This is a genomic window from Oceanobacillus sp. J11TS1 (genome assembly GCF_018333215.1).
GTDB lineage: Bacteria > Bacillota > Bacilli > Bacillales > Amphibacillaceae > Oceanobacillus.
The window spans coordinates 1-22185 of sequence record NZ_BORO01000001.1 but is presented as its reverse complement, the minus strand read 5'-3'; the positions used below and the strand labels follow the sequence as shown (position 1 = coordinate 22185).

The following is a 22185-nucleotide window of genomic DNA, read 5'->3' as shown; positions in this document are numbered from 1 at the left end:
CGATAAAACCCTCAATTTTTTCGTTCCCTTCGATTTGCCTTATGAGCTTCAAAATCCCAGTTCGCTAGAAATTTTTTGGCTGAGGAATAGCCTGATTGATAGAGATACTCAATTTCATCGTCACTCAACTCAAAATCAGTGGCAGTAATGTCGCCAGTCGGAATTTGAATCGTCCTTTCTCTAGTTCCTTCATTCAAATGACGGAGATCATGTGCTTGGAACATCGTCTTAAAGATATTCACGAAAAGGTGGACCGGTGTTGGAATCACAGCATCTGCATCAATTTGATCTTTCACAAAATGAAACCCGAACGTTGGAAAACGTGGTTCCCCATCTGTATCAAAAATCCAAATTGGAAAATTGCTAAGCAAGCCCCCATCTAAAATATAGGATTTCCTGCCATTTTTGGCTTTCCAAATCACTGGACGGAAGAAAAATGGCATTGAGGCACTCATCGTGACAGCGGTTGATATTTTCACATCTCCAGGTAGCATGCCATACCGATCCAAATCATCTGGCAAAATTAACATCTGGCCATTCGAAATATCCGAAGCGATAATCTTTAGCTTTTCCTTTGGAAGATCAGCAAAGGTCTGAATGCCTTTTTCAGCTAGAAGAACATCAAGCCACTCGCCCAGGTAATTATTTTTATAGAAACCCAAATGAATGAAAAGTTCCAACAGGCTTCCAATAACGGGAACGCGGTGGAGGATGGTTCTCCCCAGAAGTTTCGAAAAATCCAGTTCTTGCAGAAGTTTTCGAATTTCATGGCTTTTATATCCGCCTGCCAAAAGAGCCGCAGTCACCGCTCCCGCTGAGGTCCCCGCCAGCCTTTGCCACTCTACACCTTCCTCCTCCATCGCCTGAATCGCACCGGCAAAAGCAATTCCTCGGATTCCACCACCTTCAAAAACAGCATCTACCTTCATTTTCTCACCTCACAAATGTTACCCCCTAACGAGAGAGGGAAAATCCTGCCCCCTTAAGTAGCCGATCCTAAAAGCTCGGGAGGACCGAACAGTAGGAGATTCCCCCCTAGAGAGCTCCACTTTAGCTTTCAAAGCAGACTGAAAAACTTATAGTTCTGCCCGCCGAAGCTAGGAAAAGCTAGGAGGTTATCCCGGGCTTTTCAGTTATAATATCAAGTATCAATAACCCCTATCGCTTGGCCTTTACCTCTTTACGCATTCTTCCAAATAGCAGGAGCTTCTGCCATTTCAATCTCTTCTGGCACTTCGGATGACGTGGTAAACGTTGCTTCCCTTTTAAAAGTGATCTAACGAGCTTCCTTCACCATTAGCCACCTATTGGCATTGAATTTAATATTATATCCCATTCCCTATATTTTGAAAATTCAAACCGAAATCCAGTTTTAACCTTAAATGAACAAGGTGTTGCTGTACGCTTATAATTTATGACTGTATGGTTAAACTAGCTTCATAGGTGGTTAAAACACCGGGAACATTCACAGGAGGTGCGATGATGTCTGAGCAAAATAAAAATCGTAACAAGGATAAAGGAAAACAAAATAATCGTAATAAATATAATAAACAGGGTAATGATACCGAATTCGCGAGTGAAAATAGTGAGTTTCTGAACTTGGACAATAAGAAAAACAAACGAAAAAGGTAGCATCTTTACAAAAAAGCTAAGCGGTGGGCAATTCTCGACTTAGCTTTTTTGAAATTGAAAAAGATTTCCTTCTTGCTTTTCAGAATTTATTGCAATCACTACCCATTAACATACATAATTATTATTGAATACTATACGTAGACAACCAAAACACTATATGATAATTTTATCAGAGTTATCTATTAATTCAATAAAGAATTAGGATCGATATGAAATAACAATCTTTTAGCCGAAAGGATGGATTACATTGAAGCTATTCATAAAATTAATCTATGGTAATATGGCGCTAATGTCACTGGTCTTTTTTCTCATTGGCTGTTCGAATAATTCAACCGAAGAATCCAAAAATGATTCTGCTGCAAATCATACTGCTGCAGAGCAAACCGAAGATGCTAACAGCCCGACAGATAAGAAATCGGATAATACTGCAACAGATGATTTATCTGATGAAGCAGGAAATAATCGTTCTTCCGCAGATTCTGCAGACAACGAATCTGATAGTAATCCAAGTGAAGACTCAGAAACTGTTCATTCTTATAATAGCGCAGCTGAAGAAAGTGAAGATAACCATACACTATCCAGCTATTCTTCCGAGGAAATTGAGTATGCCCGTGTATGGCTGCAGCTTGGTCCAAATCAAGACATCGATGAATTGTATGTTGAACATCTTCCATCCGGCACACGACTTGATCCCAATGACGAGGACAATGATGTCAGTTACCCAGAAGATGTTATTCAGATATCTGGTTCTCGTATTGCAGATGGCATGATAACATATAGCGGCAATGGAGACGGAACAATTAATGTATATGAAATTCCATACGGAAATCGCTGGTACGGAGGAATGCCCCGACCTGATGAGATTGATTTAGATCAAGTCGAAAAGGAAATGAGAGATATTATTGAAAACACGGAATCTGTCTACATCAATCCTGGTGATAATGACGAGATTATCACTATTATTGAGAAGATACGTGTTGTAGAATGATAGGCTGTTTAAACACGTACTGATAGAGCGAATGGAAGCATTCATTCCATTCGCGTCCTTCTTATCCTGGTCTTTATGTGTTTGAGTTAGGAATGAATTGATTCACAGATTTAACATCTTCTTCCGATAATTATTTCTTAAGCCTAGCTACTTGGAGAAACAAAATAAATAAGACGACGGAATATATGAATATCCAAATAAAAGGAATTAAAGACAATTCCCCTATCATTTCTCCATCCCATTGAATTAATGGTATTTGTGTACTTACAGCTGGAGGAAGAAGCCAAGCTACATATTTTATAAACGAAGGTAATACTTTATAAATTCCTAGCGACGCAAAAGAGAGAATAAGCGTAAGTACCAAGCCTCCGTACGCATTCACTGTACTTTCCATCATCGATTTATTAAAAAAACTAGCTATACTAATACCCAGCGTAGCTAATAAAATATGATTAGCTAGAGATACAAAGCCAACCTTCAGCGAAACTGGTTCAGCAAACATACCAAAAACAAGAGGATAAACAAAAGCAAACACAGCCAACCCCACCGCAATAAGCCATATAGCGATTAGTTTTGCGATATAATATTTATGACTGCTCTTTATATGTAAAATCATGATTTGTCTCTGTACAGGGGCATCTAAAGATAAAACGCTCATACAAAGCCAAGCAGAAGTCACAAACAAAATTAACGCTGTAACTGCGTAACTATCAATAATTGGATTGGGTTTATAGGTGTAAAAAATAAGTATTAATATAAAGTAAGTAGATGTTGGCGGAAAATACTTTTGCGATCGTAAATAATCATGTAAAGTGTATTTGATTAAATCCTTCAAAAAATTCTCTCCCTACAGTTATGAAAAATTGAAATGTAAACAGTCATTCAACATACTAGAAGCTGCGAATCCTAACCTTTTCGTATTTCTTCCATTTCAACAGTAACAACACGTACCACATTTCCTTTTGCTTCAAGGACTCTCGCCAAAACCTGGTCACTATTTTCTAAACCAACAAATAGCAATAAGCTGTCCGCTTGTTCCTCGATGCGTAATATGTCATTCCACCCCTGGATAGTCGAACTTTCTACATGTTTTACTTCGATTAATTTCAAATCTTCCTTTGCTTTTTTAGTTAGAGCCCCTTCGTACAGGAGACCCTCCTTTATTTCATATGTCCGATCCACCATACACTCAAAAATATTCGATTCATGGTATGTCAACAAAATAGTTGTTCCACTTGCTTTTAATTCTTTTAGTATTTTCAATAATTCCTGTTGCGCTTCAGCGTCCAATCCTGATACCGGCTCATCTAATATGAGTAGATCTGGTGGTTGAAGAATTGCTTGAACAATACCTACTTTTTGGATATTTCCTTTTGATAATTCACCAATACGACGATTACTAAATTGGTCCAGTCCGAAACGTTGTAGGAAAGATGGGATTCTCTCTTTCAAGGTTATTGCTGGTATTCCACTAATTTCCCCAATATAATGCAGATACTCTACCGGGGTAAAACGAATATTCTTCGGAAACCGCTCTGGGACATACCCTATCCTTATACTGTTGTTCGTAAATAAAACCTGCCCGGCATTTAAACTTTCTATTCCAGCAATGATGCGTAAAAAAGTACTTTTTCCCGTTCCATTACTACCTAACACTGCGATAACTTGTCCAGGTTCAATGGATAGTGAAATACCTTTTAAAACTTCTTTTCTGCCATATGATTTACGGATATCTCTTAGGCTTACTAACTCCCCCATCTTCTCACCATTCCTAACTACAGATTCTTTAGCATATCTTTTAAGCCGTTCAGATTACGTTAAAACGTCTAATAATCTAGCAACTACCTGCTTGGCCAACTTTAGATAGTTAAATAAATGCAACTTAGAACAAATCCGCCAACTTATAACCTAATAAAAGCCGCTATGAAATAAAGTAGTTTCTCTATTCATCTTTGCTAATACCCTCCCTCGTCCAACGATTATTCGCCTTATTTAAACCCTTGGTCGTTATGTCCATTTCTTAAAAGATACAACGATTTGAAACTGATTCCCTTTGACTTTAGCATCTACCTTTCCGCCTAATTTATTTACCAATTGCCTGACGATATGCAGACCCAATCCAAGCTCACTGCCAGTTCTACTGCTGTCCATCCGATATGTCCGATTAAAAATCCGATGGAGTTCTGTTTCGTTAAACCCAGAAATATCATTCTCTGCCTGAAGCTGGATAAAATCCGCTTCTTCTTTCATTTTAATGGTAAAATAATTTTCCGCATATCGTAAGGCATTTTGAACAATATTGCTGATAATCCGATTGACTGCTTTTTTATCAGCCAAAACAGGGGAGACGGCCGTCTCGTCTACATCTATCTTTAACTTACTTTCCTCAAAATCGTGATAGAACATCAGCATTGTCTCCACGACAAGCTGATCCAAAGATACCTGTTCCATGCTAAAATGCTGGTCGGAAGAGTCTATTTGCGAAAGCTCATAGAATAAATCTACCATCATGGTTAAGTTTTCAATTTTCTTTTGAATAATAGTCAAAAATTCTTTTTTCTCTGCAGCTGACAAGGAAGAATCTGTCAGCAATTCTGAGAATCCTTTAATTGAGGTTAAGGGTGTTCTCAGGTCATGGGAGAGATTAGTGATTTCTTGTTTTAATTCTTCTTCTCTTTTTTGCTGATGTTGTTGATCCTGCTTAAATAAAAGAATCAGCTGGTTTACCTTTGTAATAAACCGAACCACACTTTTACTGTGCGTTTTTGTACGAACCAATTCATTTGTACCGAAATTCTCATTAATTTCTTCCAGCTGGCTTGTTATTCCTCTGATATCCCAATGGAGTAACAGCAGCATCCCAATACAAACGATTAATAGAAAACTCAAAATGACGATAATCAGCCAGCTGCTCACTGTTACCCCTCCTAGGTTAATCAATATCTTGCTTCGTAAATTTGGCCGCACCTATAAATAAGACAATTACACCGATGACGGCACCTGTAATCCAATAGCGATAATCCACCTGTACAGATTGGTCCATAAAGCTCATTAAATTATCAGTCAGCTGTGTACTTGGTGCAAATTTATAAAATTCATCCAATCCGCTTATCTGCCGGAATAACAGCCGCAGCAAGTCACCGGAAAAAAAGTAAATGAAAATAAGAAGAATTACATTATATATATCCGGAACCTTCAGCATTTTAAATGAATGAGTCAGCAGAAATCCGCTAAGTACCATAGGAACCATATTAAAACTGGCAATGAGAAATTTACTGGTTACCCCCTGCTGATGTGTGAAAAGACTCTCCCCCAATCCAATCATTAAGAGTAAACCTGCTATACATACCAGCAGAAAATAACTGAATGTCAGAATCAGTTTCGACCAGAAGATCGTACTCCTGGAAATTCCAAAGGACACGGCTTGTTTAGTAAGAGATAGATCCTTCCCCGTCAATGTAGCATTATACAAATAGGCTACAATAATAATTTGGGTTCCCATTCCAATGACATTCGAGTAAAAAAAACTTCTTGTAGCATAAGGGAAATTCGAGTCTGCCTTACCAGAATAATACAAAATAAATGCCGCTGCGGTAATTAGAATAAAACAAATGGCCGTTGTGAAATAAAAGCTTTTTTTACGTAGCAACCGGTAGTTTTCACTTTTCAAATAGTTCATCATTTTTCATCCGCTCCTTCCACTAAATCGAAGAAATAATCTTCTAAATTCAGCGATTCCACGCGGAATTCCCTCACAAACACACCATTATCGATTAAAAGGCGGTTAATCTCTCCAGCCTCTTCTATATGGTTTTGGATAGTAATAATCTGATCAGGAAGGGATTTATACTGAATATCGCCATATCTGCGTTCCAATAATTGAGCGGTCTTTGATGTGTCATCCACTTGGAGCTGGATATATTTTTTGCTTTTTTCTTCCAAGAGCTTTCTACTTACGTCCTCCACAATCACACCGTTTTTAATAAATACAAAACGAGTTGCCAAAAGCTGTAATTCCGTTAAAATATGACTGGAAACTAAAATCGTTATTTGCTTTTCGTGATTCAGCTTCATTAATAACCTGCGAATTTCTATAATACCTTCCGCATCTAACCCGTTAATCGGCTCATCAAGTACTAAACAATCGGGACTGCTTAATAAGGAGAGCGCTATTCCTAACCGCTGCTTCATACCCATCGAATAATCTTTAAACTTTTTCTTCTTTTGATTCGCCAATCCAACTGTTTTTAATACCTCATCGATACGCTTCTTCTCAGCAACTCCACGCTGGATTCTAAAGTACTCCAGGTTTTGGATTGCCGTAAAATCTGGAAAAAAGACTGGTGTCTCTATCATAAAACCCATTCTTTTTTGGGCTTGAGTCATATCTTTACCGGATTTTCCAAATAGGTGTATCTCCCCGCTTGTCGGCTCTAATTGGCCTGCCAGCATTTTAAAAATAGTGGATTTACCAGCACCGTTTTTACCAATTAAGGCACATATCTCTCCCTTTTCCACGGAGAAATCAAGCGGTTGAATGATTTCTTCTTGCTTGAATTTCTTTGTTAATTTATACGTCTTAATAACCGCATTCATCTTCTCGACTCCTTCACTAAATGTTCTTCCTACTCAGTTTAGCGCAGGGGTCTTTAAAATCCTTTAAGTAAACCATAAAGAATTCATAAAGAAAGGCAAAACCTTTATTAAACCAGCATGAATCCTACTCCCCAAATCGTCCGGATATACTCATCAGAAGTGATTTCAGCAATTTTTCTGCGGAGATTCGAGATATGGACACTAATCGTGTTGTCATCACCTACATAGGTTCCTTTCCAGATTTTTTCGTAAATCTCTCTTTTAGAAAAAGCATGCTCTGGATGATTGATTAATAAAGTTAAAATATCAAATTCAGCATTGGTTAATTGCAAAGCTTTGTGGTTTAACGTTACAGAAAACTTTTCTGGAAAAATGGCCAGCCCCCGCCATACTTTCTCCTCTATTTGTGTAGGCTGGACCTTCGATTTTCGCAATTGGACTTCAACACGGGCTTCTACTTCTTTCTGATGAAAAGGTTTGGTTATATAATCATCTGCCCCCATCTTCAAGACTTGAACTTTATCATCTATGCCAACTTTTGCGGAAATCACAATAATAGGGATTGCACTCTCCTCTCTAACCTGTGCAATAAATTCTTCACCGCTTATTCCCGGGAGCATTAAATCCAATAAAATCAAATCAAATGTGTTACTTTTTAGTTGCAACAGACCTTCTGTACCGGAATATGCAGCCACAGGAGTCATACCCATCTTTATTAAAATAACATTCAGTAATCTGCTGATTTCCTGGTCATCTTCTATAATTAAAATTCTTTTTTCTTCCTTCACGTTCACCACTCACTTTTGCAGAGTTCTATTACTTTATTATAATTACCACTGTTTCTTGCTATTGGAAAATATTCTTTTTCCTATTTTCCCAAAATAAATAGAGGAGTGCATATCAATATCATTCCAATATGCAGACTCCTTTGTTCTCGGAAAATGATAGCTATATAAAAATTAATACAGATAACACTAATCTTTTCACTTAAAATCAAATAATAAAGATTCGTTATTAAGTTAATAATCTATGATAAGATTCTTTAATACAGGTACATTCTGAGCATTTAAATGCCGTCCCTCTATAACAAAAGCAGTCATTTGCGTGTCCGTTCCTGCAGCATGAAATTCTCCCTTTTTCCAAAAAGCTGCTTTCCCAGAAGCCAGAGAAATGCGTTTCTTATCCTTCCCACAAACCCAGCCTTCACCAGATACAATCATAAAGAGCTGGTCTGCCAGCGCTTCATGAAACGGAATTTCATCATCATCCTCAAGGTACATATAATTCAACCGAATCTCATTCGCATCCAGCAAAATTCGATGCGCAGTGAATTTCGTTGCCTTGGAATCTATCGATGTTCCAAATTCTTTTTCAAACGAAATGATTTTCAAAGCTATCTACTCCTATTCTGATTAAAATAGAAACTTACTCAGCTTCATAACGAATCATTGTCCACATACCAATATCTTCAAAGCCTAACCTTTTATAAATATTTCCAGCTGCCGGATTGTCATAGAAAAGGCATAGCGATTTCCCTTCTGCCAATAAGTCAGTGCATAATTTCTCCATACATTTTGTAGCGTATCCTTGCCGTTCATATCCTGGTCTGGTCCCTACGCCGACAATCATCGCCGATTGGGAATTCTCCGCAGTTGTTGATGCTGATGCTACCATGGTTCCATTTTCATCACGGATAAAATAGGTGCGTCCTGTCTTATTTTTCTCCGCATCTTCTCTCGATTCTTTTGTTAAATTACTTGATGAAAATTCAGGAATGGACTGAAGCATTTTAATATTCTCTTCGTAATCAGAAGCTTTCAGATATTCAACCTGTTCTAATCGCTCTGGATTAACTGGATAACGTAATTCCTCACAAGCAGCGTAGTATGTTTCCTTATGTACACGAATGATTTTATCAATATATTTTAGCAATGGATTAATCAGATGCTTTAGACCACTTAGATTACATCGTTGTTTGTACTTATTAATAATCTCCGCAAACCCTTTTACATCATAATCCCCTTCACTATAAACAATGAAATTTTCGCGATAGCGCAGAAGAACTGCAATTAGATTATCCTGTTTCCATTGCCCCCATACTTCTTGAACGTCTGAATCATAGCCAAATGCCTCAATATCGCCGATAATAAATAAGTTCTCTGCGGCTTTAGGTTCTACCAGCTCCATTACTTTGGCGTGGTCCGCTTTTGTCAACTTTCGTATCATTCCCTCTCCTCCAATAGACTTTAAAATTATTATTTTCTATTATTCTCAGCAAGAAATTCCTGTATTTTATCCCAGGAATCCTTTGCTGCTTCTGCATTCGCTGATTTCGAGCCACCAAAAGTCATTGTCATCCCTCCGCCCACCTGCATGACGACATTGGCAGGCAGATGCACAAAACTATAAGGAAAAGCTAAAAAATGGCCCGCTTTTTCATAATATAAATAACGGTCTTGATATGGCCTCTTTGTATTATCAAGCATATTTTCCATCATTTTTACATAACGGCTGGACGGCCATAACTGATCATCGCCTCCAGAAATAAACATGACAGGAGCCTGAATATTTTCCACCGGAATTCTGGCTTCTGTTGTTTTCTCTTGCTTTTTCAATGTATTATCCCATATAGCTGAAAAGGATATCGGCTTTTTTATTAGCCAATTCTTTACCGTGGAGAATATCATAGAAAGAGGGTATTTAAACTTCAGGGCAGGTAAAGCTTCCTGATTGAAAACCCATGATGTTACAGGGGCAAAAATGCCATTTTTCATTCCTGGTGTTACATAAGCGCTTGGTGCACCTGCAATCACACATTGGTAGTCATCAAACGTTGCTCCTAGAAGCAAGGCAAGTTCTCCGCCTCTTGAATAGCCAATTAAGCTTACTTCTCCATTCGCATAGTCGTGATTTTTCAACCATTTCGTTGCTTGTTGAAAATATTCTAATGGAATTTCCTCCAGATTTTCTGGCAATCCTTCCATACCAAAATAAGCCAGAGCAAGTACTGTATATCCTTTAGAAGCTAATAAAGCCGCTGCATGCTCCTGCATTCCGCCATCTGATCCACTTAAAATTATAACAGCAGGATAGCTTCCCCTCTCTTCCGGATGAAATAGTGTCCCTTTAATTTGATTTTGCTGAACTGCTTCCTTGGTGACGCCCTCCTTATAAAAATATCGGTTAATTGTTACGGAATCTTTCTCTTCCCCATTTACTTTCAACATTAACGTAATCGAAACTGATTCCGGACTGCTCTTCTCATAGTAATCTCCCCATTTAGAAGCTGTATGTTCCATAGACCAAAACAAACCTGAAGCATCTGCTTTATTATAAGTGCCTTCCAAAGGCTTTTGGGATGAAACATCAACAACCCCTTCATGATCTGCAATAAACGTCGCATATGAACAAAACTTCTTTTGTTCTTCATCATATGTAGTTGCATGTATGATCACTTTCTCATTGGCGCGGTATCCAATTACCTTTATACTAACTGTCTCGTCAATATAGGAATCGATGGAACTGACTTGTAATTTAGGCGACATAAAATCCTCCAATAAAATCGTATGATAGTAGACTGTATTTCTTCGTTAACGTATATCAAACTATGCAAGCCCTATTTTCACAGTGATGTCCTTCTTTTTTAATGCCCTGTTATGTGTATTTATTCTAGTTCTTTCCTATCCCCTTCCACGGTGATTATTCATGTAAAAAGCCAGTTATTATTCTATATTTCTAATATATCAAAAAATTATATCCATGTCTGTCTCCGTTTATGATTAATATGCGCGACTATCACATGCTGTTTAAACAAATCTATTTTTATTGAAAAGATTTGAAAGAAAAAAGAGATTCGAAAAGTTCATCACTCTCCAAATCCCTATTCTTATATAAGATTTAGTTCCACACGTCTTCAGCAATTCGAACAACATGACGGATTTTTTCCCATTGCTCTGCCTCCGTCAGCAAATTCCCTTCCTCTGTGGAAGCGAACCCGCATTGAGGGCTTAGGCACAGCTGGTTCAACGGTACATAGTTCGCTGCTTCTGCAATTCTGGCTTTAATAGCTTCTATATCTTCCAGCTCACTGAATTTAGATGTTATTAGGCCTAGTACAATATATAAATCATCTCGGTTCACATGACGCAACGGTTCAAACCCGCCGGAACGTTCATCATCAAATTCTAAGAAAAGGCCATCTACCTGCAAATCGCCAAAAATTGTTTTTGAAACAGCTTCGTAACCGCCGCTTGACATATAGGTAGATTGGAAATTCCCCCGGCAAATATGCATCGTTACCAGCATATTATCCGGTCTGTTTGCAATGGATTCATTGATTGCTCTTGCACATAGCTCCGCAGTTTTCTCTGGATCTCTTCCTTTTTCAATGAGCGAATTTCTACCTTTCTCTGAGAAAAAAGTTGCCCAGGATGTATCATCTAGCTGCAAGTAGCGGCATCCTTCATCATATAATGCTTGAATTACGCCTTGATAAGCAGCAACCAAGTCCTCAATAATCGCTTCATCGCTTTCATAAATGCCTTCTTCAAAATCTGCACGGAAAAAGAGCATATTTGGACTTGGAATAGCAAATTTCGCAACGGCGTCTCCAGCAATACTATGAAGAAACTTGTAATGTTCTATCATATAATGATTGCTGAAGCCAATTTTACCAGTCACCTTAATTCCCCGTTTTTTGGTTTCCACGCCAGTGAACTGCAAGCCCTGCTCAGCGTTATAACCTTCCACTCCATCTAGACCTTCCAGAAAATCAAAATGCCACCAGGCACGGCGGAATTCCCCGTCCGTCACAGATTGAAGTCCTGCCGCTTTCTGCTGCTCTACCAGTTTGATAATTTCCTCATCTTCAATCTGGCGCAATTGTTCAGCGCTGATCTCCCCTTTTGCCTTTTGTGCACGCGCATCTTTTAAACGCATAGGACGGAGAAAGCTCCCCACATGATCTGCTCTGAATGGAGCACGTGTATTTTTTGTTTCTATTGATACTGTCATCAAATACCCCTTCTCTCTTGATTTGCTAAATTAATTTTATTATCCATTTAAAAAACCCCTTCCGAAAATAGAAGAGGTTCAATAGGATAAACGGTCTCTTCTTATCTTCAAGCAAACATGCTTCTGGAATTAGCACAGTACGAATAATCGTCTGCTGCTAAGGTTTCAACGGGCCAGTCCCTCCACCTTTCTTGATAAGAATATATGGAATTGTACGAATACTTATAAGATAACTCTACACGGAAGTAATGCATTCGTCAAGAGATGGTTTATTTGAGTGTTCATTCCCTTCTCCCACCTATGCAACTTAATGACACGATGAAACTTATTCAGATTATCTCCATGAATTAAAAGCCGATATACTCATTTCAGTAATCGTTTTATCGTCAGATCCAACGCTCCATAATACAAATATTTTCCATTTGGTTGATCTAGCTTATTTGATTCATCAAAAAATAAATCTCGTATTCTACGTATTCCACCCCCCTTAGATTAATCTATCTTGACGTTGTATGTAATGCATATTACAATAATATTAGGTTAAAGAGCGCACTCCTTCCCCGTTACCACTTGCAGGGCTGGAGCAACTCTTGAACACCATTTCCCCGCTACCATCTGCAGGGCTGGGGTGTTTTTATTTATGAAAAATCCCATCATTCCCTTCCCCCTAAAGAAACATCTACTATAATGATATAACAAGATAAAAAGGATTAGACAAATCATTAGGTATTGAGACGAGCTCGTTCGGTTAATTTATTTATTGTCCTTGTTGGAAACATATATTTGAGCTTTCCAAAACTCAGGTCAGTTCAAATGACCTTTAATATTTCCTAGCTTTTAATTTCTTTATCACTTAAAAAGTCCTACTTTACAGATCCCCTTCTTTAATAGTCCTCGCAATAACCTCACATTTTTTTATTGCTCATATGTAATGTTTGGAAGTATTCGCTGCAAAATAACTATATAAATTACTTGTCTTTGTCCACTTATAATATTTTTTAGTCATGATTTCTTCATCAGTATGTGATTGGATTAACTTCATTACCCGTTCGTGGCTTAACTTCAATTTTTTCATAGCTTGATTAATGGTTACATCCTGGTAATTTTCCCAAATTCGCATATTAAGCTGCTGGATCGTTCTCCACATATAACCCGGTGCAGGCATAAAAGGCGTATCTCCATCCATTCCTTCTCTGTACCATCTCTCAAGCATCGTATGCCACTCATACAGATGCATTAATATATCTCGAAAGTTTTTATCTCTTTCTTCTGTCTCAACCGTAATACTTCTTTTTCTAGGCGGTATGGATTCAATAATTTCAAATAACGTTTTAAATTTCTGTTCGCTCTCCGCTAATAGAAATTCTTTCCCGTTCTTCTCCGTCATTATATTGCCTCCTTTTTTCTATATTTTAGCACAGGTTTTCAATTTATTAAGTTAATTTTCAGAAAGAACTCAGCTAATAATGCAAATAAAAATCACTCCAATTTAAATTCATAGCCTATATAGTTAAATACATTTTTGAATCAATATTTTCTGCAATGGCGATTGAAGACTTGTTAACTCCATACAATCTTCTACAAAATAAAGGCTACTTTTTGTGCTAACTTTTACCTTGATGCTCTGCCAAAGGTTTCTATATCAATGCAGTGGACGTTATTTATGAACGGAAAGAATTTACCTTTGCACTTGAATAAACTATCAAATTATCATGTATTATCGTTTGAGACAGGTACAGTTAATACGCAAATACAAAAAGGTCTACTGAAAACGTTACAACCTATCATTCTAATAGGACATTTCTATAGCGGTTTATGCACCCAACATTTTTCAAAATTATATTCAAATAGAATAGGGGGTTATGATATCGGATTCCCCCTCTGTTAATTTGTATAAGCTAGAGCAACAAGATAGTTATAAAGATGCTAATCTTCTTTTTGCCTTAGACACTGATCATAATAATTATTTAGACCAGACTCAATTAGTGATCAACAATCTAGTTTTATGGATGAATCTGCCGGGAATAGTACTACAAGAAAAACCTGCAAACAATTTATTTTTTTAACCGCTGCGGATTTGGAGTGATTATGCATATTTTCTTTCATTAAGAGTAAGTCCACTAACAGGTAATGATATAAATGTTGAAGCTCGATCAGTAGGTTCGATATTTGTCAAACTAAAAAAATTCAGATACAAGATTTATATAAAAAATGAGACAATCAATTTGTACATAATTCGGAGGGGAAAGTATTATGGAATCCAAAGAAAATACTGAGAATCAAGAAAATAAGCCCCATTATACAATACGCAACTGGGTTGGACTCATTCTAGGACCGATATTGTTTGTACTCGTTTATTTTCTTATTCCCGAAAGCGTTTTACTACACGAACCAAAAATAGTTTTGGGAGTAACACTTTTAGTCGCGACTTTCTGGGTCACAGAACCTATCCCAATGGCTGCAACGTCCGTGTTGCCACTTGTACTGTTTCCTGCTTTTCACGGTGCAGATATCGATACAGTAGCACCCGCTTACGGCAGTTCAGTTATATTTATGTACGGAGGCGGCTTTGTCATTGCCCTGGCCATACAAAAGTGGAATCTTCATCGACGTATCGCACTCAATGTTATTAAAATGATTGGAACAAAAAGCAACCGGATGATACTAGGCATCTTGATCGCCACAGCAGGAATCTCGATGTTCGTTTCCAATGCAGCAACAGCTTTAATGATGTTGCCAGTTGCTATTGCACTGATCGATGAAGTGAAGAACAAAGAAATACTTAAAGGACAAAACGTTCAATATTTTTCGAAAGGCATATTACTTGCTGTAGCATATGCTGCAACAATTGGTGGTCTTGCGACGTTAGTATCCTCGGTTCCGAACGCCCTGTTGGCGGGAATTGCATCTTCACAGCTTGATCGAACAGTTACCTTTGCTGAGTGGCTGTTCTTTGCTGGACCAATTGCAATTATCTTATTAGTTATCTTATATTTTTATCTTACAAAGATACAATTCAAAATTAATGTCTCAGAAAAAACCGATGACGCATTAAGTTTTGTTAAAGAAGAATTAGATAAACTCGGTAAACTTACTTACGATGAAATAAAGGTTGGAATTGTCTTTTTGATTACTGTCATGTTATGGATTATATCTCCATTTGTTTCCCTCATCGGATTCATACCTGAAAATATTGGTACATTCTTTGATAACCTTGATGATGCGACCATTTCTGTCTTTGGAGCTGCACTCTTATTCTTTCTGCCCAGCTCAAGACAAGCCGAACGGATACTTGAATGGAATGACATGAAGGAGTTACCCTGGGGTATTCTCATTCTTTTCGGGGGCGGTATGTCTATCGCAGCAGCATTTAGTGAATCAGGATTGAATGATTCAATCGGAGAGGTGCTGCAGATGCTTCAAGGGATGCAATATATCTTTGTTTTACTGTTACTTGTGATATTTGTACTCAGTATTACCGAAGTTCTTTCAAATACAGCCGTATCGAATTTACTATTACCGCTGACTGTCGGTCTTGGGATTGCTATTGGAATTGATCCACTTCCACTTATGGCAGCCGCAGCATTATCTGCCGGATCTTGTTATATGCTTCCTGTTGCGACTCCGCCGAACACAGCAGTGTTCAGCGCTGGATATTTAGAAGTTTCAGACATGGCTAAAGCTGGTGTATGGCTGAACCTCATATCTGTTGTAGTTATTACTGTTGCAGTCTACTTCTGGATGCCAATCGTCTTCAACTTGTAAGGTAACGGAAAACACACCACTCCAAATGCAAATCAGTCAACAAATAATGGTAATAAACCAAAATAAACTAATTCCGATCATCTAATTTCGATGATTGGAATCAGTTATAAGGTTTTTTTGGCTAGTTCTATCTCAATCTCTTCCTCTTGAGTAACGAAACTAAATCGAAGTGATCTATTTCTGCCTGTTTACCTAAACGGCCAAGCGGATAGGTTTCACCAACTTTTTCGTTCGTTTTCCCTTACTGCTCTGCCCGTAGTCTGCCATTTCTGTATCGATATAACCTGGATGAATAGCATTCATATTATCCTCACCATATCTCTACAGATAAGTATAGTATCACAGACCTAAATACGTTTCCATTTAACCTGCTGCACTCTTACAAATAATATTTCATATACGTTAAAAAACGCAGTATCTATCGGTTTAGAAATCGCCATATACACTGCGGCTATATGTTAAGATTTTCTTTATCTAACTAAGTGTATATGCTTCTAAGAGGTCTCCCTATCAAAAACTGCCCCTCCCGAATAAATCACCTTGCCGTTTTTCATAATCTCATCTTTTAAATCCTCCGGAGCATCTTCATACTTAATCAAATCCAAAAATAGCAATGTATCTAATTCCTCTTCTAAAGCAAACGTTAATTCCACCCATTCTTCCTTCGTCATATTTGGAGCAACAAATGCTAAATCAATATCCGATTTTGGCGTATGATCACCAACAGACCTTGAGCCAAAAAGAATGATTTTATTAATTGTATTTATACGGTGACCAACGTTAGATAATTGATCTTTTATTTTTTGCTCAATCATCGATAGATTCACTCCCTCTTTCTGTATACTTTTCTTTTAGAAACTTAAAGGTCTCCTTCATCTCAGGGAAGTAACCAACAATATTTTCATAAATATGTCTTGCCTTCTCTTGATCGTATATACGGGAGGTTTCATATCTATCACGGAGCATCCGCAACCAAGATTGTTCATTTTCAATCCAATCTACTGCATATGCTTGCTTTAATGTCTCTCTGGGGGTTTTTGCTTCAATACCTTCTTCTTCAAGCATTCGTTTTAACGTTTTCCAATAAAGCTCAAATGTAAACTCAAAGCGTTGGATTGCCCCATCAATAAACAAACTATTCTTAACACCTTCATTTAGAGCCTCTTCTAGTCTTCCGTTAGCTTTCTCCAAGTTAGTTAAGCTCTGCAGGGTCTTTCTTGCCGACATAAATTATTCCTCCCCCTATATAATTAAACGCAACAAGCTTATTGTTATATATTTTACTATAATGTGTACGCTATATGGGCAAATCTGTAATTAGTCTTTGGATAGTTGATGCTCTGGAAGACCTTGATTACTTCTGTTTTATTGCAAAGATGCCCATAACCCTATTTAAAATATCATTTTCCTCTTCTAGCTAACGTAATCGTTTTTGAAGGTCCCGCATTTCTTTATCTTCTGGCTTGAGATTACCACTGCCACACCTTATACAGTATAAAATCCAGATTTATTCCCTCTGTAAACTTTATAATACAGAAGCTCACTTTCATTAATCTAAGTACATAAGTTTTAAACGATACTCTCCTTTAAAGAGAGATGTAGGAAATCGAAATTTCTCTATACTCATCTGGTAGTTTGAATGGGTTGTAATATTTTCAAAAACATCTTCCGTAAAATTATAGTACTTCTCACCATAAATAATCTGTGTTTTGTCATTTATTTCAATTTTTTGTTCCTTGTCTTCGTCTATTAATTCCACAATTAACTCGAATTTATCATTTGATTTTTGTTTGTCGACCACTTCAAAGCTGCCAAAAGAAGAAGTGGAATAAAGAATGTAATTTATAAGAACATAATAGGCAATGACAAGACCTAAAATCATGAAAATAGTCCTTTTTATCATCAAATCTTCCCTTCTGGTAAAATATATCATTTTTTACTATAACATATGAAGAAGGAAGAAAACTTTCCCATTTACATGATTAATCGCCTGCCAACATCTCAATAAACGCACGAACTTCCTTGCTTATTTCCTGATAACGTGTCCAATGCAGATAATGATGCCCCTCTAAGGTAACAATTTTACTGGCAGGAGAATCCGTTACCTGTGTTTCATAAAAAGTCAGCATATTTTTACCATCCTCCGTTTCCTTATCTTCTTTCCGGGTAAAAAGTAAAACAGGCATATCCCTTGGAAATGTCGTCTCTGCTGTTTTCTCAATATTATTTTCTATCTCATTGGCTTCGGCAACAATATTTTTGTTATAAACCTTCCAAGCTGAGATAGCCTTGGTCATTTTTACGTTTTCTTCAGAATATGTACCGTCAGCAGCAATTGGTAAAAAATATTCAGAGCTAATATATAATGCTAATCTTGCCAATCCAGTTGGTGCTAAATAGCTCATATACTCGGGCATTGCAGGAGCAGTTTCATCAAAATATGCTAGTGCCTTTGGCAATGTAGGGTCAATCCCTATGACAGCTTTAACCTCCTCTGGATATACATTGGCAAAATACATACTATAGATCCCCGAAACAGAATGAGGCATCAATATATAGGGACCATGGATATTCGATTTCTTTAGAGCAGTCCTTATTTCCTCAACGATATTTTCCACTGTTCGTTCCTTCTCGGTTAAATCACTCCAGCCATAGCCAAAACCTTCAATCACGACTACCTTATTGTTCTTTGCTAATTCATTTAACAAAGGTTCAAAATCCAGTGCTGGCGCTGCTGTCCCAAGCCCGCTCATTAACACAATCGTATTATCTCCTTCCCCTTTGATATAAATATGCATATCCTTCCCTTCCACTTCAACCAATTCTCCAATTGGCGGGTACTTTTTTTGTTCAAATGCAGCCATGACGTTGCTAAAAAGGAACCAAATAACAAATGCAGCAACGATCATTAAGAAAATATTCCTTAAAACCTTCCACAGTCTAAATGTCTTTTTCGTCTTTTCCATTACTTCTTATGTCCTTCTTTCTATTTTTATTCTATCTTACTGTTTTAGTGAATTTTCAGGAATGAACCTTAGGAATATTTAAAGGTAAGTCTTGAGGCTTATTGGATACTATTGTATATTTGTCAGCATTTTCCTACGCAACACTTATTTACACACATTAAAAACCGTATTAGTAAGGGTTTCCTTACTAATACGGTTAATTCTTTTTATGACCCAATGAAAAAGCTTCTTGTTTCTTTTCTAGCTTCTCTTCTATTTGTGAAATTCTTTTTTCATCGTTCAGTAACTCTTGCCTGTTCAAATCGACAAGCTGTTCAAAATTTAAAGTTTTTGGTCGCAAAGTGTATCCTCCTCTCTCTATACCTTTATTATACCTTACATTAGTTCTTATTAATCTAAATTATTTGAACATTTATTGAATTATTTATTATTTTTATTTGAAGATCATCTTCAAGCAATGTTAATTGATTCCTTTTAGAAGTTGTCTTTACTAAGCTAATCTCCAATAAACTTTTAAGGTTCTTTTTAGCAGCCCAATTAGATTCAATAAAAAGAATCCATTGTATAAGATGAAATAGATTCTTTTTATGAGGTATTGTGCCATATTTCTAAATAAGTTGATTATTTTTTATCTATGTTCTTTTGCCATTGCTCGTATGTTGTATACATGTTCATTCATCACAAAAGTACTCTACTTCTTCCCACTTGGAATCTAAATTATCTGCTTTTCTCCAAACCTGCCCCGAAGTCGTTTCATACATATAAATAGTCCCATCTTGCACAATCATTCTAAACGAATCATCCGTTTCTTCATACTGATTGATACTATCTGCTACATCGGTTAGTCCTCCCCCGATAAATCCACCAGCAATTAAGATACAAATTCCTAAGAAAATAAAAATACCGTTTTTCTTCTTTTCCAACTTCCTTATCCCCTTCGTCTACTTATTGTAAAATTTCACCATTATTTTTTACTTTTTTATAATATCATATTCCATTTATTGAAAATATGGATACCGATCAAATACACGATAAAATACTAACATAATTTTAATGATTACAAACCGTGTCTTTCAGAATCAACAATTAACATATTGCGTTTATTGTAAGAGAGAATGAAGATGATAGTTTAACGTCTCCGTCATGTTCTCATGTGTAAAGTGATTAGGATTTAATAAATGATGCATCGCCATTCCATCAACCAATGCATGAAGTCTGTGAACCTCCATATCGGGATCAAGCCCCTCTTTTGTCATATCTAATGACTGCAATGCATAAATAACATTCTTTAATCCTTGATGCATATCGTTATAAACTTTATTGCTAAGCTCCCGGAGCGTATTATCTACAAGCACTTTTGCGGAAAAAGCTAACCACACCTCCATTTCTATCTTACGCTCTTCATCAATAGGCAGCACTTGACATACACCCTCTGTTACAAATTCTAACGTATCTTGATCTTTTAACATCTTCCTTGCTTTCGCTCGTTGAATGACTCGATCTGATACAAGCTCCATCGAAAAGTGCAACAATTCCGATTGCGATGTGAAATAATGTCTTACAGCACCAACTGAGAGACCGGCAGCTTGGGCAATTTTTCTTACGGTTGCTTGTTCAATCCCCTCTTCCACAATAACTTTCCATGTCGTTTCTGCGATTTGAATTTTACGTTTATGATGATCAACTTTTTTTGGCATACATTTATTTTAGCACACTTGTATTAAATAAACAATCATGCTATTATTTTAATACAGTCGTACTAAAATAAATAAAAAGGATGTGTTTCATTTGATTGGGTGGTTAATTATAGCTTGTGAGATTGGATTTTGGGTATTTGTTTTAGCTGGGTTGGGAGCCCGATACATATGGAATAAAAAGAAATTAGGTGCTTTTTTACTGATTTGTACACCTATAGTGGATCTAATCTTGCTAATAGTAACTGTATTTGATTTAAAAAATGGATCTATTGCAACTGCCTTCCATGGAATGGCTGCCATTTATATTGGCGTAAGTGTAGCCTTTGGTCCACAGATGATTCAATGGGCAGATGAGCGTTTTAATTACCGATTTAGAAATGGTAATAAACCAGTGAAAATTAAATATGGAGTAGCACACGCTAAAAAAGAACGCAATAAATGGTATCGCCATCTTCTGGCCTGGTTCATCGGGGGAATAATATTTACAGGTATTATTCTCTATATTAACAACAATCCGCAGACGGAAGCCTTACAACGTACCATGCTGTTATGGTCTGGGGTTTTGGTTATTGATTTTATGATTAGTTTTAGTTACACACTGGTCCCCAAAAAGCAAAAAGCATAAATCAAGGAGGAAATTCAATGGATATAAATCTATTAATTTGGTCTTTTTTGATCATTTTCATGCTTCATAACTTTGAAGAAATTATCATGATAGAAAGATGGTTTCATAAAAAATATCCGGAAATTCGTAAACGCATACCAACCTTTGCCATAAACGAATTAGAGAAAGTCAAAACAACGACATCCGTTCAATTTTCTATCGTTGTATGTCTTCTTTTTATCGTAGCAGCTGCCTTAATATTAGTTACAGTTATCACGGAACAATACTTTTTATTTTTTGGTTTAAACATCATTTTTGCTTTAAATATCTTTACTCACCCGCTTCAGTCATTATTGCTAAAATGTTATGTTCCAGGACTATGGACAACATTATTGCTCATTATCCCCTACAATATTATTGTTTATATGGAGTTTTATCATCTCGGAATCTTGAATTTAACAATAGGTATTCATGCATTGTTCGTTATTGTATTATTTATTCCGGTGTTTATTATAAGTCATACCATTGCGGAAAAACTGGTTATCCACTTAGAAAGATAACTTTTCGTCAAATAGTTTCAATAATAAATAATTTTCATTATGTATAACATGTTAATCTAGAAAAAATCCATTTTGAAAAAAGATGGATTCTTATTCTGTCGATTTAAGTAGGCTTTTTATAAAATTTCTAGCTTTATTTTGCTCCATAAGCGTTGGAATTGAATACTTAATGCTATTATTAATTCTCTTTGATTGACCTTAATACTTTAGTATACTTGTTCATCATTTTTAAATTATAGGTACTGTCAATAAGTTTGTGTAAATTAATAGGGTATCCTCTCTATTGGGATGTATTTTCAGACACCTTCCCCGGGTACCCGGGGAAGGTGTCTGAAAATTAGCTCGTTTCTTACCTACTCCCCGT

The 22185-nt window shown here is 36.8% G+C and carries 24 protein-coding genes, 1 pseudogene and 1 riboswitch; of the genes and pseudogenes, 5 read left to right on the top strand and 20 right to left on the bottom strand.

Features of this window, described 5'->3' with window-relative positions; all coding sequences use genetic code 11:
- Positions 1–11 precede the first annotated feature (11 nt).
- Positions 12–929 carry a patatin-like phospholipase family protein gene (locus tag KI343_RS00120; protein ID WP_212924400.1) on the bottom strand — a complete coding sequence of 306 codons (918 nt, stop codon included), beginning with the start codon at positions 927–929 and terminating at the stop codon, positions 12–14.
- A gap of 553 nt (positions 930–1482) precedes the next feature.
- Between KI343_RS00120 and KI343_RS00115 the strand changes: the two genes are divergently transcribed.
- Positions 1483–1632 carry a hypothetical protein gene (locus KI343_RS00115; RefSeq protein WP_212924399.1) on the top strand — a complete coding sequence of 50 codons (150 nt, stop codon included), beginning with the start codon at positions 1483–1485 and terminating at the stop codon, positions 1630–1632.
- Positions 1633–1879: 247 nt separating this feature from the next.
- Positions 1880–2620 carry a hypothetical protein gene (locus KI343_RS00110; protein WP_212924398.1) on the top strand — a complete coding sequence of 247 codons (741 nt, stop codon included), beginning with the start codon at positions 1880–1882 and terminating at the stop codon, positions 2618–2620.
- Positions 2621–2750: 130 nt separating this feature from the next.
- Here the strand turns inward: KI343_RS00110 and KI343_RS00105 are convergent, their stop codons facing one another.
- The 11 genes from KI343_RS00105 to KI343_RS00055 form a co-directional block, all read right to left on the bottom strand.
- A complete protein-coding gene (locus KI343_RS00105) occupies positions 2751–3455 on the bottom strand; it encodes a hypothetical protein (protein WP_212924397.1) in 705 nt (234 codons plus the stop codon).
- 71 nt (positions 3456–3526) lie between these two features.
- Positions 3527–4378 carry an ABC transporter ATP-binding protein gene (locus KI343_RS00100; RefSeq protein WP_212924396.1) on the bottom strand — a complete coding sequence of 284 codons (852 nt, stop codon included), beginning with the start codon at positions 4376–4378 and terminating at the stop codon, positions 3527–3529.
- 249 nt (positions 4379–4627) lie between these two features.
- Positions 4628–5536 carry a sensor histidine kinase gene (locus KI343_RS00095; RefSeq protein WP_212924395.1) on the bottom strand — a complete coding sequence of 303 codons (909 nt, stop codon included), beginning with the start codon at positions 5534–5536 and terminating at the stop codon, positions 4628–4630.
- Between the two features lie 16 nt (positions 5537–5552).
- Positions 5553–6302 (bottom strand): ABC transporter permease, encoded by a 750-nt coding sequence (locus KI343_RS00090; protein WP_212924394.1) that lies wholly within the window; start codon positions 6300–6302, stop codon positions 5553–5555.
- Positions 6299–7216, bottom strand: a complete 918-nt coding sequence (locus tag KI343_RS00085) for an ATP-binding cassette domain-containing protein (RefSeq protein WP_212924393.1) — start codon at positions 7214–7216, stop codon at positions 6299–6301. Before KI343_RS00085 ends, KI343_RS00090 begins: the two co-directional genes overlap by 4 nt.
- Before the next feature lie 107 nt (positions 7217–7323).
- The gene (locus KI343_RS00080; protein WP_212924392.1) at positions 7324–8004 is read right to left on the bottom strand and encodes a response regulator transcription factor; all 681 of its coding nucleotides are present in this window, start codon (positions 8002–8004) and stop codon (positions 7324–7326) included.
- Between the two features lie 231 nt (positions 8005–8235).
- On the bottom strand, positions 8236–8607 hold the full coding sequence (locus KI343_RS00075) for a cupin domain-containing protein (protein ID WP_212924391.1): 372 nt from the start codon (positions 8605–8607) through the stop codon (positions 8236–8238).
- 34 nt (positions 8608–8641) lie between these two features.
- Positions 8642–9442: a GNAT family N-acetyltransferase gene (locus KI343_RS00070; protein WP_212924390.1), complete on the bottom strand. Its 801-nt coding sequence runs from the start codon at positions 9440–9442 to the stop codon at positions 8642–8644.
- A gap of 29 nt (positions 9443–9471) precedes the next feature.
- The gene (locus KI343_RS00065) at positions 9472–10761 is read right to left on the bottom strand and encodes an alpha/beta fold hydrolase (protein WP_212924389.1); all 1290 of its coding nucleotides are present in this window, start codon (positions 10759–10761) and stop codon (positions 9472–9474) included.
- A 352-nt stretch (positions 10762–11113) separates the two neighbouring features.
- Complete coding sequence (locus KI343_RS00060) at positions 11114–12229, bottom strand: 5-methyltetrahydropteroyltriglutamate--homocysteine S-methyltransferase (RefSeq protein ID WP_212924388.1); 1116 nt, start codon at positions 12227–12229, stop codon at positions 11114–11116.
- Between the two features lie 98 nt (positions 12230–12327).
- A riboswitch (SAM riboswitch) is annotated at positions 12328–12430 on the bottom strand.
- Between the two features lie 721 nt (positions 12431–13151).
- Complete coding sequence (locus KI343_RS00055) at positions 13152–13616, bottom strand: ClbS/DfsB family four-helix bundle protein (RefSeq protein WP_212924387.1); 465 nt, start codon at positions 13614–13616, stop codon at positions 13152–13154.
- An 866-nt stretch (positions 13617–14482) separates the two neighbouring features.
- On the opposite strand from KI343_RS00055, the gene KI343_RS00050 reads away from it, so the two are divergent.
- Entirely contained in the window at positions 14483–15994 is a 1512-nt protein-coding gene (locus KI343_RS00050) for an SLC13 family permease (protein ID WP_212924386.1), read from the top strand.
- Between the two features lie 494 nt (positions 15995–16488).
- On the opposite strand, the gene KI343_RS00045 is transcribed toward KI343_RS00050, so the two are convergent.
- The 8 genes and pseudogenes from KI343_RS00045 to KI343_RS00015 form a co-directional block, all read right to left on the bottom strand.
- The gene (locus KI343_RS00045; protein WP_212924385.1) at positions 16489–16809 is read right to left on the bottom strand and encodes a nucleotidyltransferase domain-containing protein; all 321 of its coding nucleotides are present in this window, start codon (positions 16807–16809) and stop codon (positions 16489–16491) included.
- Positions 16802–17221, bottom strand: a complete 420-nt coding sequence (locus tag KI343_RS00040; RefSeq protein ID WP_212924384.1) for a nucleotidyltransferase substrate binding protein — start codon at positions 17219–17221, stop codon at positions 16802–16804. The genes KI343_RS00045 and KI343_RS00040 overlap by 8 nt, the downstream gene beginning before the upstream one ends.
- A 116-nt stretch (positions 17222–17337) precedes the next feature.
- Positions 17338–17474: pseudogene (locus tag KI343_RS20690) on the bottom strand (transposase); the annotation flags it as partial.
- A gap of 69 nt (positions 17475–17543) precedes the next feature.
- A complete protein-coding gene (locus KI343_RS00035) occupies positions 17544–17897 on the bottom strand; it encodes a hypothetical protein (RefSeq protein ID WP_212924383.1) in 354 nt (117 codons plus the stop codon).
- Positions 17898–17976: 79 nt separating this feature from the next.
- Positions 17977–18960 (bottom strand): alpha/beta fold hydrolase, encoded by a 984-nt coding sequence (locus KI343_RS00030; protein WP_244856625.1) that lies wholly within the window; start codon positions 18958–18960, stop codon positions 17977–17979.
- Between the two features lie 196 nt (positions 18961–19156).
- The gene (locus tag KI343_RS00025) at positions 19157–19300 is read right to left on the bottom strand and encodes an FbpB family small basic protein (RefSeq protein ID WP_212924382.1); all 144 of its coding nucleotides are present in this window, start codon (positions 19298–19300) and stop codon (positions 19157–19159) included.
- Positions 19301–19631: 331 nt separating this feature from the next.
- Positions 19632–19883: a hypothetical protein gene (locus KI343_RS00020; RefSeq protein ID WP_212924381.1), complete on the bottom strand. Its 252-nt coding sequence runs from the start codon at positions 19881–19883 to the stop codon at positions 19632–19634.
- Between the two features lie 177 nt (positions 19884–20060).
- Entirely contained in the window at positions 20061–20657 is a 597-nt protein-coding gene (locus tag KI343_RS00015) for a TetR/AcrR family transcriptional regulator (RefSeq protein WP_212924380.1), read from the bottom strand.
- Positions 20658–20748: 91 nt separating this feature from the next.
- On the opposite strand from KI343_RS00015, the gene KI343_RS00010 reads away from it, so the two are divergent.
- Both KI343_RS00010 and KI343_RS00005 read left to right on the top strand, forming a co-directional pair.
- Positions 20749–21282, top strand: a complete 534-nt coding sequence (locus tag KI343_RS00010) for a hypothetical protein (protein WP_212924379.1) — start codon at positions 20749–20751, stop codon at positions 21280–21282.
- A 17-nt stretch (positions 21283–21299) separates the two neighbouring features.
- Complete coding sequence (locus KI343_RS00005; RefSeq protein ID WP_212924378.1) at positions 21300–21821, top strand: HXXEE domain-containing protein; 522 nt, start codon at positions 21300–21302, stop codon at positions 21819–21821.
- Positions 21822–22185 lie beyond the last annotated feature (364 nt).